Genomic DNA, 13,241 nt, shown 5'->3' with positions numbered 1-13,241 from the left:
AAAATGAAAATTACAGAAAAGGATCAAATTAACTCAACATGCATTCTTTGGTGAATTTGTAAACATTCAGAATAATCCAATTGAATCCAGTTACATGTTAACAAAATCTATTCAGATTAATGATTTTTCAACACACTACAATTTACCCTGATTATTCCATAAAAAAATAACCAGATATTTACGAACTCATTAACATCTACCCCTGTTTACCTCAGATACTCCGAGTTTTAAGATCAAATAATTTTTAGGGTGGAAAAGAAATATAGCAAAACGGAATACTTTAAAATTGTCTTGGTACTAGGTGCCTTGTGTACAATCAGCCCATTTTCTATTGACATGTACCTTCCGGGGTTTCCTGAAATGGCGAGGGATCTGAATACCCCTATTTCAAATATTCAGCTTTCCTTAACCGCATACCTTGTAGGTATCGCAATTGGCCAGTTGTTTTATGGCCCTTTATTGGATAAATACGGACGCAAAAAACCTCTTTATGCAGGTTTGGCTATTTATATTTTAGCCTCTATCGGATGTGCTATGTCCCAGTCTGTAGAAAACTTGATTTTCATGCGCTTTCTCCAGGCTATCGGCGGTTGTGCAGGAATGGTATCAGCACAGGCAATTGTGCGAGACATATTCCCAGTGAAGAAAATTGCACAAGCGATGTCTTTGCTCGTTTTGGTGATCGCAGTTTCTCCTATGATCGCACCTACCTTGGGAGGCTTTGTGACGGCAGCCTACGATTGGCACTGGGTATTTATCATTCTTGCAGTACTTACAGCTATTATTTGGATTGCAACTGTAGTAGTACTTCCTGCGGGTGCCCTTCCGGACAAAGAGATCTCTCTAAAACCTAAGCAGGTCTGGAAAGGCTACATAAAAGTTCTTGAAAACCGCCAGTTCTTGGTGTACATGCTTGCAGGCGGGATAGCCGGAGCTGCACCTTTTGCCTACATCGCTAGTTCAGCAGATGTATTTATGAATTTATACGGCTTGAGCGAGCATCAATTCGGTTGGATTTTCGCTATTCTGGCTTTTGCAATGATAGGGTCTACTCAGCTAAACCATATTTTGCTTCGAAAATACTCGAGTCAGCAGATCATTAATTTCTCTTTACATTATCAAGTGACAGTGGGGCTGATTTTAGTAACAGGTGTCTATTTTAATTGGTTTAACGTCTTTACGCTGATCGCTCTAATGTTTGTATTCCTAACAGCCCACGGATTAAATGGCCCAAATACTACCGCACTTTCTATGGCTCCATTTGCTAAGGCTGCAGGCTCTGCTTCGGCGATGCTGGGAAGTATGCGAATGGCAATAGGTGGAATTGTGACGGCGATAGTAAGCCTATTTCATGCTAGCACAGCATTCCCCATGGTGATGGGCATGGCAATTTGTGCAGTTGGCGGATTCATAGTTTTAAAAATGGACCAAACTATTCCAGGAACAATAAGTAGGGAACGCAATAAAGAAGCTTTTGCATCTTGAAGCCTATAAAACCTAAAGCCGGTGTTCGTAATGAATTCCGGCTTTTTACTTCTAGTTTGTTATAGCTTTTATCAAATCAGGATAAATCTGCTCTCTGCTATTCCGGTCAAATAGTGCAAACCCATAATCGCCAGCATATCCATTATCCCAATAGAAGGGCACCAATCCATGGGCTGTCATACTTTTAGTCACGTAGCTATGATAATCAATCAGAAAGCTGTAATTCTCCGCAGCTTTCTTCTGGATAGCCCCATATTCTCCTATCAAAACAGGAATGCCTTGGTCGATGAATTTGATTTTCATCTTTTGAAACTGTGCGTCGACATGTGCCTCACCACCCCAAGGTGCGGTTTTTGAAGGGTCAGTGGCGTTGGCTCCCCATTGGGTGATGATTTCATCCTCTCTCAAGGCAAACTCATACGGGTCGTAATAATGTGCTTCGACCATCAAACGATCCTCAGTTTCATCTATTGGCAATTCAAAGAAATTTACCCCATGGTCAATGTTCGTATTGAACGTCTGAACGACTAAATTTCTGTAAGCATTTCTACCGCCAGTGGATCGTACGGCATCCACAAAAGTCTGATTGAAGGAATTTTGCACTTGATAATATTCAGGTTTTGGAGAACCATAATCTCCTTCTATCATCACCTCATTGGTGCCTGCAAATAATAAGTAATCGTCATAATCTCTGAAATTCAGCGCAATCTGAACCCACATTTTCTCCAAGCGATTATTCACATATTCCTGCTGCGCAAAAGTCGGCTGCATCCAGCCTTCGTCCCAGTGGATATTCATCAAGGCGTACATATCATTATCTATCACATAATCGACCACTTCCTGCACTCTAGCCATCCATTCCGGATCAATTGTAAATTCCGTAGCATTTGAAAATTTACTCCAAGCCACTGGAATTCTTACAGAATTAAAGCCAGCTGCTTTTACAGCATCTATTAATTCTTTAGTCACTTTTGGATTTCCCCACGCTGTTTCCCCTCCTATTGCTTCGAGGGAATTACCCAAATTCCATCCTTTTCCCATTTCAGCTGCCAATTCCAAACTGGAAATTTCACGCATGCCTGTATTATCTGCCGGGATGTAATAATCAGGAAATTGAGGTTCACCTGCCTCCTGTGTTATTTTAATTGGCTGGATGATGACTCCAGACCTTATATTTAGGACCGTCGTTCGTATTTCATTCGCATAGTTTGCTGCTGTTGTTATGGAAATTTTAGCATTTCCGTTGCCCTGGTTTGGGATTACGGTAATCCATGATGCATTCATCTCCACTTGCCATTGTTGATTACTTGTCAAAGTAACCTCCAAAGTTTCTTCAGCCGGCCCAAATTGGAGCTCAGTGGTAGATACTAGAAAAGTGACGGGGTTTTCTTTCTCCCCGCAGGAGAAAAGTATAAGTGAAAGAACGAACAGTCTTGCCAAAAACTTAAATGGGTTATTCATAGGGTTTAGTTTCATCCTTCCAAAACTATTCAATCCTGTACTTTACGAAGGGGGGTAAATGTTAGCGAAAAGGGATTCATTTGTTATTAACGCTTGCACTAGCATATTGAAAACCTTGTTTATTCCTATTCTTTAAGCAAAGGAATAATCCCTACTTTTGCGATTCTATTACCAGTACACCTCATGAGCAACTCAAACCTTGCAGTAAGAACAGTAATTTTTAGTATGCTTGGAAATATTGCTCTGGCTGCAATAAAATTTCTGGCTGGCATCTTTGGAAACTCCTATGCGCTGATAGCTGATGGAATAGAGTCAGTAGTTGATGTATTTTCTTCTATACTAGTCCTTTTTGGGTTAAAGTACTCTTCAAGACCAGCAGATGAAAATCATCCCTATGGACATGGAAAAGCTGAACCCCTGATTACGTTTTTGGTTGTAGTTTTTCTGATTGTTTCTGCAGGTACAATCGCCTGGCAGGCCTATCAGCATATCATCACTCCGCACCAGTCGCCCGAAACCTTTACACTCTTCGTGTTGGCAGGAATTATTATCTGGAAAGAATCCTCTTTTCATGTAGTGATGAGAAGGAGTAAAAGATTGAAAAGTAGTTCGCTCAAAGCTGAGGCTTGGCATCATCGAAGCGATGCGATAACTTCTGTTGCGGCATTTATCGGAATTACAATAGCGCTGTTCGGAGGAGATGGCTATGAAGTCGCTGATGACTACGCTGCGCTTTTTGCTGTGGCTTTTATCCTTTTCAACTGCTACAAAATCTTCCGGCCGGCACTTGGTGAGGTGATGGATGAAAACAACTACGAAGAATTGACCGAGCATATCCGCACTGTATCCTTGACTGTTCCGGGTGTAAAAGGGACCGAAAAATGTTTTATCAGGAAGGCAGGAATGGAATATCATGTAGATCTTCATGCCCTAGTAATCGGTGATTTGACGGTAACAGAAGGGCACAAAATTTCTCATCTGCTCAAAGACAAACTATGTGCTGAGATACCTGAATTGGGTAATGTGCTAATCCATATCGAGCCTTTTTAATACTTCACACTCTTGGTTTCAAATTGATTGGACTAGAAAATGTGGTAGAATTCAACAAAAGCACAATACATAAAGTAACTTATTTCGGTACACTATTGCTAGCCTATTCTCTTGAACAAAGCCTGTACAGCCGCTTTATCTAAGGATGGAAATTCATTCCCAACTAAAAGGGACTGAACAAGGAAGTTGGGTCATTCCGGGAAATAATACCTAAATTATAGAGTATTATAACTTTTTCAATAAACCCATTTTCCTATGAATATCTATGAAAATCTGGCCTTTGGCCATGAGAGACCCTCCGTCTGTCCTATTCAGAGGACCGAGAAAACTAATTATTTCGCAATTGGATTGCTCCACGACCAAATTCTGAAAAAGCACACTGCAAATAGTCCATCGTTACTTACAGTACTGAAGGGTGAACTTGAATTCTACATTAACGGAAAAGTCATTCATCTCAAGGAATTTGACACGTATGACATTCCTGTATTGGTAGAGCATGAAGTAAAAGGTATAAGGGACAAAAACATTTTTACGATAGTTCAGGAAAAATAGCAGGCCAATATAAACCTGGATCTACACTCAAATTGATCAGATTTCACCTCAAAATTAGCTCTAGGAGTATGCAAACATTACAGAAACCTACCTTCAAAATAGAATCCACTTCGATGAGAGGTTGCTTTAAACTGAGTGTTAACGGGAGAAAACTAGTGGACTTGAAATACAAAAATTGGTATTCCGGAGTCGCTGAAACCTACCTAGATCGTGAGAAAATACAACTCAAACCTAAAAACTGGTGGTCAGGTAAAATTGAGATTCTAAAGAATCGTAGAAAAGTTGGCGAAATCAGTCATAATTCAAAACTTCATTTGAAAATATCGAGAGAAAATGAGGATGGGATTGAAGAAACTTATATCCTAAAAAATTCGGGGAAATGGAAATTAAAATTTGACCTTGCTTTAGAAGCCGGAGAGAGTGTAATGACATTAAGCCCAACAAACTCATTTAATAAATTGAACTTTGATGTATTTGTCCATAATGAGAATATACCTATGGAAGAATTGGCCATCTATTCAGCTTACGCATGCAAGCTGTACTACGCCTATATTTCTGCGGTTTGATGTCCATATATTACTAATCTAAAAACCAATCCAAAAACCATTTTTTGTACCTTAACACCATCGATTAATGATTACTTAATCATTAATTATCAAAAATAAGATTAACTCAAAAACCCATGAAAACCCTATTAACCTTTGCCCTTTTTCTCACAGTAACTTTAGCTTTTGCGCAAGCTGATAAGGACGTAGCATCTCAAGTAGAAAAACTGCGATTAGCCTTGATTGATCCTACAGCAGCTAATCTGAGCGAGCTAAGTTCCATTCATTTAAGCTACGGTCACTCTAGCGGCAAACTCGAAAACCAAGCTCAGTTTATAGATGCTTTAGTAAGTGGAGCTTCAGATTTTGCCAAGGTTTCCTTTGAAGACCAAACTATACACGTAGAAAAAGACGTAGCGATAGTTCGCCATAATTTAGTAGCTGATGTCTTAGACGGAGGAAAATCAAACTCCATAAAAATCGGCGTTATTCTAGTTTGGCAGAAAGAAAAGGGCCAGTGGAAATTACTGGCCCGACAGGCATATAAATTGCCTTAAATCATCAAGAATTTTCTTCCTCAGGTTCTATCGGCTTTTTATGCCAATAAGAAGCTAGTATAGAACCACTCACATTCATAAAAGGCCCAAATACCGCGGGTGCAAGACCAACTGTGGCCATCTTTCCCATTTCCTTTGCTATACCAGAGGCAAGACCTCCATTTTGCATTCCCACTTCTATTGCAATGGTTCTACAATCTTTTTCGCTGAGTCTAAACAATCTACTCGCCCAATAGCCCAGCACATATCCGAAGAGATTATGAACCACAACAAGGATTATTAGAAGAGGTCCAATATCCAGCAAACTGTCTCTTCCCGCAGCTACGATCACCACCAAAATCAACGCTATGGCAGCCATAGAAATTATTGGCATAAGATCATCCAGCCACTTGGCTTTTCCACGAAGGAAATAATTAAAGAGTAGTCCTGCTCCAATTGGGATAATGACCATTTTCACAATGCTGAACATCATTTCGACAACATCGATTGCTACAAATTCGCCAGCTAACCAGCCCATCAAAAACGGGGTAACGAAAGGAGCTAATAAAGTCGTAACCGAAGTAACAGTAATTGATAATGCGAGATTAGCTCTGGCAAGGAATGCCATCACATTCGAAGCCATACCACTTGGAGAACAACCGATTAAAATCATCCCGGCAGCTATTTCAGGAGGAAAACCACTTGTTTTTGCTAGTGTATAGCCTATGAAAGGCATAATTGAAAATTGGCATAGAACGCCAATCAGCACTCCTTTGGGCATTTTGACCACACCCAAAAAGTCTTTGATGCTCATGGAAGTCCCCATTCCAAACATAATTATCTGAATCAGCGGGACAATCGATGCACTGAACTTATAACCTTTGTATTCGATGAAGTATTGTGGAAAATACAGGGCAATTGCAACCGATCCGAAGATCATCATGGAGTAGGCGTATCCACGAAGTTTGGGAATACCTAAAAATGCTATCGCACAGATAAAGAAAAAGCCAATCCATAGAAAGCCTGCCTTTGCAATGCCCGTAAAGAGCGTGATAGCGATTGCTGCTAACAATAATAAGCCGCTGAGAATAGAAAGAGCTTTGGTGATTTTTGGGTTCAAAATAAAATATTTTTAGGTGAGAGCTTTTTGAAAATGACCCGAAAACCAGTTATAAAGTAAGTCTTCGGGTCTTTTGGCAATAAGTAAAAAGGTGTTCTTAACTATAGATTCTATCGTGCGAACGCTTTTCATTCCACATATCCGTAGGTGCAAAAAATGAGCTGTCCGATGGATGTAAATGTGCCTTTACTACTTCTTCATTCAGCTCAATTCCTAAGCCCGGTGCCTCCAAAGGTACCGGCGCATAACCTTTGTCTATCATTTTGCCTCCGCCGGTCATAGTAACCAAATCCTCCCACCAAGGCACATCCACTGAGTGATGTTCCAGTGCCAGGAAATTTTGCGTAGCTGCCGCGCAATGTACATTTGCCATAAATGAAACAGGAGTGCCAGCCTGATGCATGGCCATCCCTATCCCCTTTTCTTCTGCATAATCTGCAATTCTTTTGGTTTCCAAAAGTCCACCCGAGGATGCCAAATCAGGATGCACAATGTCCACGGCATGATTATCTATCAGGTCTTTGAAATATTCCAATAAATAAATATCCTCGCCTGTGGTGGTAGGAGTATTCAGAGAATCGGTGATTGTCTTATGCTGCTGCCACATCTGCCACGGCACCATATCTTCTAACCAAGCCAATCTATATTTATCGAGTGCCTGCCCCAGCCTGATGCAGTTATTCAAATCAAAATGGCCATAATGGTCCGTCGAAATAGGAATATCATAACCCACCATACTACGCACATGATCTACGATTTTGGCGAGCTCATCCAGTCCCTTCTCAGTGATCTGTACTCCCGTAAATGGATGGGCTGTGTTGGCATAAGACATGTATCCGCCCTGCCACTGACTTTTACCCATTTTGAAAATCTCTGGATTCACAATACAACCCGGGATATCCATGATTTCTCCAATTGAAACATCCATTTTCAGCCAAGTATACCCCTGCTCCTCAGTTCGGTATTTGATGAGCTTCAGCTGCTCTTCAGGAGATTTGGCCTCCGGAGTATCGGCGTACAGACGTACAGAATCACGATACCTTCCGCCAAGTAGTTGCCAGGCCGGTACATTGTAAGCTTTGCCACATAGGTCCCAGAGTGCCATTTCAACCCCACAAACACCACCAGCCTGTCGGGATTGCCCACCGAATTGTTTGATGATTTTAAACAGTTTTTCAACATTGCAGGGGTTTTCGCCTAGAATCCTACTTTTCAGCATCAATGCATACCTAGGATCAGCCCCATCCCTTACCTCACCCAAACCATAAATACCTTGGTTTGTATCGATTCTAAGGATTGCGGTTCCCCCCATTACATTGGTATGAGCATAGCGGAGATCCGTGATTTTCAAGTCTGAAGGAGCTGACGCCCGACGTACATTCTTAGTCGTTTCAGCCATGGTATCTTCTATACTAAGTCCCATGAGTGCTGTCAAACTTAACCCGCCTAAGGCAGTTTTTTTCAAGAAATCTCTTCTGTTATCTTTTGTAAAGGGATTATCGATTTCTGCTTGACGTTGGGCTGTATAAGTCCGCTCCTGCTCCTTACTCTTTTGAATAAGGTGTTGTAATGTGCTTTTCATCTTAAATAGGGTTTTTGGGTTATTGTGTAATTTGTCTTTAGCCTGATCCAGAATTAGTAATTACGTTCTTTAAGGTAATTATCCAGCTCAGTCTTGGTCATCGGAAGCTTTCCTGAATAATTGTTTAGCCAATCCAAGAAATCCTTTTTGATCTCTTCTGTCCACTGGCTATCAATCTGTCCAGCTAGATATTTACCTTCTCGCAATCTTTGGTGGCCAAATTCATCTCGCAATCCAGTGACCTCAGAAGTCAAAACAAGCTCTTCCACTAAGTATGCTGGAATGAAAATCACCCCATATTTCTTTGCTAAGACCACATCACCTGAAAGTACAGTAGCACGTCCAACTCGAATTGGTGCATTGATAGAGGTCAGCATCATTTGCTGAATATAAGATGGATCTTGCCCTTTCATCCAGGCATTGAAGCCTTCGATCTCGGAGAGTCCTTCCTGATCCCTCACAGATCCATTGAAGATCACTCCACGTTGGGATTTGGCATAGATGGCATTTCCGAGATTATCTCCGATCAGCGTTCCATCCACGATTTTCCCATAGCCATCTGCTACATAAACATCTCCGTTTGTAAGAATATCGATAGGCCAGGAGTTTGTGCCTCCTTTATCAGATCTTCCTTCTTTACCTACGCCTTGGTCCTTCACCTGCTTTTCGAGATCAGGACGTAGTGGCATGTATTGAGCCGTCACCACCCGCCCTGTCATGGCTTCATCTGGCAGCATGATTTGCCACTCACCTTCATATTGGTTTTGGTAACCCTTATTGCGCAGAACGCCCCATGCCTCTTCAATGGAGATTTTTTTCAGGCGTTCTAAAATAGAATCAGAAACTTTCGGTCTCCCATCTGCAAAGCGTTCTCCCTGCCAATCGACAGTAAGGGCTTTGATATATTCAGGGGAAGCGCCAACGTTTTGGGCTTGTGCTTCTATTTTTGGCAATAATAAGAAGCATGAAAAAGCGCCAATCAAGATGGACATCCTGATCTTTCTTTGGGGTGTTGAAATTGGGTTCATTGGTATATAGGGGTTAGGGTTTTTTCTTCACTTGATAAGCGTGAAGAAAAAACCTAATTGCTGATTATTCGAAGAATGGGATTCCAGGAACGGCATGTTTTCTCATACCTTCCTCATTGATTTCCACACCTATTCCAGGTTTTTCGGATAGTGTGATAAAGCTATTTTCTGTTCTAGGACCGTCATAGGTAACTATGTCTTTCCATAAGTCATCTGTATCCATATAGATTTGCCATTCCATAATCTGAAAGTTGGGTACGGAAGCGCAGACATGACAACTCGCCATCGCTCCTAGAAAAGAGGCAACCATGTGAGGAGAAAAAGGCACGTAATAAAGATTTGCCAAGTTTGCTATTCGTTGGGCTTCCCCCAGTCCACCCGCTTTTTGCAGATCAGGCATAATGATATTTAAAGCACCATCAGAAAGTAGTTTTGTAAAACCGTAGGCTAAGTAGATATTTTCACCGGCACAGATGGGCGTACTTGTTTCTTGGGTGATGTGCTTATACATTTCTGGATTATCCGCTGGAATTGGTTCCTCCAGAAACATCAGGTTTAACGGCTCGTAGGCTTTGGCCATCTTCATACCTGTGATTGCATCATATCGTCCGTGCATATCCACACAGATATCAATGTTGGGGCCCACTTCTTCCCGCACTGCGGCGATGGCATTGTACATTCTCTCTATTTCAGCGGGGCTTGCAGTCCAGTTAAAACGATCATATTTATTTGGATCTCTTGCATCATCCACATCAAATTTCACCGCATTATAACCTTTGGACACTGCATTTCTTGCCGCTAAAGCATAATCATTTGGAGTAGGATTTGTGGATGTATATAGGGCTGTATCACAATAGACCCGGATTTTATCTCTGAATTTGCCTCCCAATAATTGGTAAACGGGAACGTTAAAGACTTTTCCAGTGATATCCCAAAGTGCAGTCTCAATGGCTGTGAGAACGGCCACAAAAACTCCAGACTGAGCACCACCAAAAAATGCTCCCTTACGTATTTGTTCTGCCAGACGATTGGGATTTAATGGATTTTGCCCTTTTAGCTGATTACCCATCCTCTGGATCATGTAATACGTGCCTTGAATCGCATCAACTGCTTCTCCACAGCCCCAAACATCCTGATTAGTATATATTTTTACATAAACTGCCCCACGTACATAACCGCATTTTACATCTGTTATTTTCAGATCTGAGGGATTTGAGTGGGGGTTTTGCCTTGCTACAGCTTCATTTAAGCCGCCAAAGCCGCCCATTAAGCCAGCTCCTGTCAAACCAGCAACAGCACTTTTTTGTAAAAATGATCTTCTTGAATTCTTAGATTTCATAGGTTTTAAGGGTTGTATGTATAATTACCAAGTTCTGTTTTTTAGAATTTCTTGGATTTGTTCTCGAGCTATTGGTAATTCATCGATATGGGATTCGAGCCACTGGGAAAAGTCTTTTTCTATGTCATCAGACCATCTAGTATCTATATCACCAGCTGTGTATTTCCCCTCCCGGATTCGCTCATGGCCAAACATATCTCTCAACCTTACTACTTCTGAAGTAACTACCACCTGCTCTACTAAATGGGCAGGAATAAATGACACTGCACCGTCACGTCCCAATACTACATCACCTGCCATCACTGTAGCTTGGCCGATTTTTGTAGGTTTATTGATACCGATCAGCATGGTATTCAAATCTCTAGGTTGATTATGGTGTGATGGGTGATAGCTTCGGTAGTAGGAGGTAAAACCACCGATTTCCTTCAGACCGGCGATGTCTCTGATCGCACCATTGTAAACGATTCCATTACCTGAATTGGCAAAAATCGCATTTCCAACATTATCGCCAATGGTAGGCCCCCCATCGTGGATTCCGAATTGGTCGGCGACATAGACATCCCCTTTTACCAGTAAATCCACCGGCCAAACATTCTGTCCTTTCTTTCCTTCAGCTTTCCCGCGGGCATCTATCGCTCCGTGGATATCAGGTCTACCCGGCATAAAAGTAGCCGTAAGTGCTCTTCCGACCATAATGCTATCCGGGTTGATCATTTCCCAGCCTTCAGCATATTGATATTTGTAGCCTGCATTTTTCATCACGGCCCAGGCTTCATCATGGGTCACGATTTTCATACGCCTCAATAGGTCATCGGACACTTTAGGGCGACCATCTTCAAATCTTTCTCCTTTCCATTCTTGGGTAAGAAAGAGCATTTCCTCTTTGGAAATCTGTTGCGCAAAAGAATCTATTCCAAAAAAGAATAGAAACAATAGGGTTATATAGGTTTTGTACATTTTGGAATATAACTAAAATCAAATTAAACCGAGTTTGGATTTTCCAAACTCGGTTCTATTCTTATTTATCCCACCAAACTTTCGTTGCGAGATTATCAGCTCCACTAGCTGAAATGGCCGCTTGCACGTTTTCAGAGTTTACTGATATCTCAGAATTCGGATAAGTAATTCTATTAATAAAATCAACTTCTTTTCCAGGGAATGGATTGGTGGTGAGCATAGGGAATCCAGATCTTCGGAAATTGGCAAATGCCTCTGGTCCATTCATAAAGGATGACACCCAATATTGAGTATTGATCATTTCTATTGCTTTTGAAGCATCAAGTGGATTTGCTGACAAATAGGCATCTACAGCTGCTAGTGGTATTGAAGAGGCGGCATCTACCGTGCCCAACTGCTCCATGTGAGCTCTTACTCCTGCGTTATAATACGTTTCAACGTCTCCTGAGCTGATCCACCCCCTCTGTCTAGCCTCAGCTAACAGGAGGTAGTTTTGGGAAGCTGTAACTAAGAAAGTTGGTGCTGTATTTTTCGCAAGTCTTCTTCTATCTGCTTGCGCAAATTCATAAAAGCTGGTCAATCCTAAATCCGCAGCTGCTTTTACAGCTCCCGCATTGTCATTTCCCATTGGCATTCCCACGTGCACACTAGCTTCATATGTCCCTGAGGCTACTGTTTGCTCAGGACCTGATTTAGCATCTACATAGGTGATTGCTATTGCAGATAGACGAGGGTCATTTTTACTTCGCAAATAATCCACAAATGGAGCAGTTAAATAAAAATTAGACGCCTCTGTGGAATTAAGTAAGTTTCCTATCGTATTCAAATAGTTAGCATCATGGGCAATTTTTGCATTATTAACATTTGAAAGAATCACTCCACCTTGAAATGCTGCCTGAACTACCTGTTGTGCCTTCGTTGCATTCACTGCACTCAGCCTCATTCCAGCTCTCAACAATATCGAGTTGCCAAAGCTTTTCCATTTATTCAAATCGCCCCCATACAGAATATCTGCACTTTCAATTTTTCCGGATAGATTCAACGCTGCAGTAGCCTCAGTCAATTCTTTGATTATGTCCTCATAAATGACTTCTTGGGAATCATATTTTGGAAAAAACACCTGTTGAGAATAGCCTACTCCGCCTTCGAAATACGGGATACTTCCATAGTCATCCGTCAAAACCATAAATGCAAATGCCTGAAGAATCCGTGTCATATTAAGCAGGTTAGCTCTGCTCGGATCATCTTGAACTTGACTTATCACATCCTTGGTATTCTTAATCACATCCCGATAGTATCGCTGCCAAAGTTCCTGAGTTGAGTTTCTATTATCCTGGTTATAATTGGCTCCTGTAAGGACACCTGAATTTGGCGAAATTATCTGCTGAACAATCCCTATGTCATAAACCAAGGTACCGTTGGGATAGGCACAGCCTACTATGGCTGCATTCAGTTGAAACGCAGGGTCAATAGCTGTGGCACTGACTTTATTAGTATTGAGCTCGTCGAAGTTATTGTCACATGCTGATGCATACATCAGAATGGACGCTAAGAATATATAATTTAAGATCTTTTTCATGTGTATA

General features: G+C 41.4%; 12 protein-coding genes. 5 read left to right on the top strand and 7 right to left on the bottom strand.

Going from position 1 to position 13,241, the window contains the following annotated elements; genetic code table 11:
- The first annotated feature begins 249 nt into the window (after positions 1–249).
- Positions 250–1,485 (top strand): multidrug effflux MFS transporter, encoded by a 1,236-nt coding sequence (locus AC0L6R_RS06735; protein ID WP_473270503.1) that lies wholly within the window; start codon positions 250–252, stop codon positions 1,483–1,485.
- 51 nt (positions 1,486–1,536) lie between these two features.
- Here the strand turns inward: AC0L6R_RS06735 and AC0L6R_RS06730 are convergent, their stop codons facing one another.
- Entirely contained in the window at positions 1,537–2,946 is a 1,410-nt protein-coding gene (locus AC0L6R_RS06730) for a cellulase family glycosylhydrolase (RefSeq protein WP_473270502.1), read from the bottom strand.
- A 183-nt stretch (positions 2,947–3,129) separates the two neighbouring features.
- Between AC0L6R_RS06730 and AC0L6R_RS06725 the strand changes: the two genes are divergently transcribed.
- The 4 genes from AC0L6R_RS06725 to AC0L6R_RS06710 all read left to right on the top strand — a co-directional run bounded on the left by AC0L6R_RS06725 (position 3,130) and on the right by AC0L6R_RS06710 (position 5,650).
- Positions 3,130–3,996, top strand: a complete 867-nt coding sequence (locus AC0L6R_RS06725) for a cation diffusion facilitator family transporter (RefSeq protein ID WP_283412832.1) — start codon at positions 3,130–3,132, stop codon at positions 3,994–3,996.
- Between the two features lie 255 nt (positions 3,997–4,251).
- Positions 4,252–4,548 carry a cupin domain-containing protein gene (locus AC0L6R_RS06720; RefSeq protein WP_473270501.1) on the top strand — a complete coding sequence of 99 codons (297 nt, stop codon included), beginning with the start codon at positions 4,252–4,254 and terminating at the stop codon, positions 4,546–4,548.
- A gap of 68 nt (positions 4,549–4,616) precedes the next feature.
- Complete coding sequence (locus tag AC0L6R_RS06715) at positions 4,617–5,114, top strand: hypothetical protein (protein WP_473270500.1); 498 nt, start codon at positions 4,617–4,619, stop codon at positions 5,112–5,114.
- A 116-nt stretch (positions 5,115–5,230) separates the two neighbouring features.
- Positions 5,231–5,650, top strand: coding sequence for a nuclear transport factor 2 family protein (locus AC0L6R_RS06710; RefSeq protein ID WP_473270499.1), 420 nt, complete (start codon positions 5,231–5,233; stop codon positions 5,648–5,650).
- Positions 5,651–5,654: 4 nt separating this feature from the next.
- On the opposite strand, the gene AC0L6R_RS06705 is transcribed toward AC0L6R_RS06710, so the two are convergent.
- The 6 genes from AC0L6R_RS06705 to AC0L6R_RS06680 form a co-directional block, all read right to left on the bottom strand.
- A complete protein-coding gene (locus tag AC0L6R_RS06705; protein ID WP_473270530.1) occupies positions 5,655–6,752 on the bottom strand; it encodes a bile acid:sodium symporter family protein in 1,098 nt (365 codons plus the stop codon).
- Between the two features lie 94 nt (positions 6,753–6,846).
- Positions 6,847–8,331 (bottom strand): mandelate racemase/muconate lactonizing enzyme family protein, encoded by a 1,485-nt coding sequence (locus AC0L6R_RS06700; RefSeq protein ID WP_283412837.1) that lies wholly within the window; start codon positions 8,329–8,331, stop codon positions 6,847–6,849.
- A 53-nt stretch (positions 8,332–8,384) separates the two neighbouring features.
- Positions 8,385–9,323, bottom strand: a complete 939-nt coding sequence (locus tag AC0L6R_RS06695; RefSeq protein WP_473270498.1) for an RraA family protein — start codon at positions 9,321–9,323, stop codon at positions 8,385–8,387.
- 100 nt (positions 9,324–9,423) lie between these two features.
- Positions 9,424–10,698, bottom strand: a complete 1,275-nt coding sequence (locus AC0L6R_RS06690; RefSeq protein ID WP_283412838.1) for a mandelate racemase/muconate lactonizing enzyme family protein — start codon at positions 10,696–10,698, stop codon at positions 9,424–9,426.
- A 24-nt stretch (positions 10,699–10,722) separates the two neighbouring features.
- Positions 10,723–11,655, bottom strand: a complete 933-nt coding sequence (locus AC0L6R_RS06685) for an RraA family protein (RefSeq protein WP_473270497.1) — start codon at positions 11,653–11,655, stop codon at positions 10,723–10,725.
- Positions 11,656–11,716: 61 nt separating this feature from the next.
- On the bottom strand, positions 11,717–13,234 hold the full coding sequence (locus AC0L6R_RS06680; RefSeq protein ID WP_283412840.1) for a SusD/RagB family nutrient-binding outer membrane lipoprotein: 1,518 nt from the start codon (positions 13,232–13,234) through the stop codon (positions 11,717–11,719).
- Positions 13,235–13,241: the final 7 nt, after the last annotated feature.

This window comes from Algoriphagus sp. 10J20-15, from assembly GCF_055809615.1.
The sequence above is the reverse complement of the archived record's forward strand: the minus strand, read 5'-3'. Positions and strand labels throughout refer to the sequence as shown.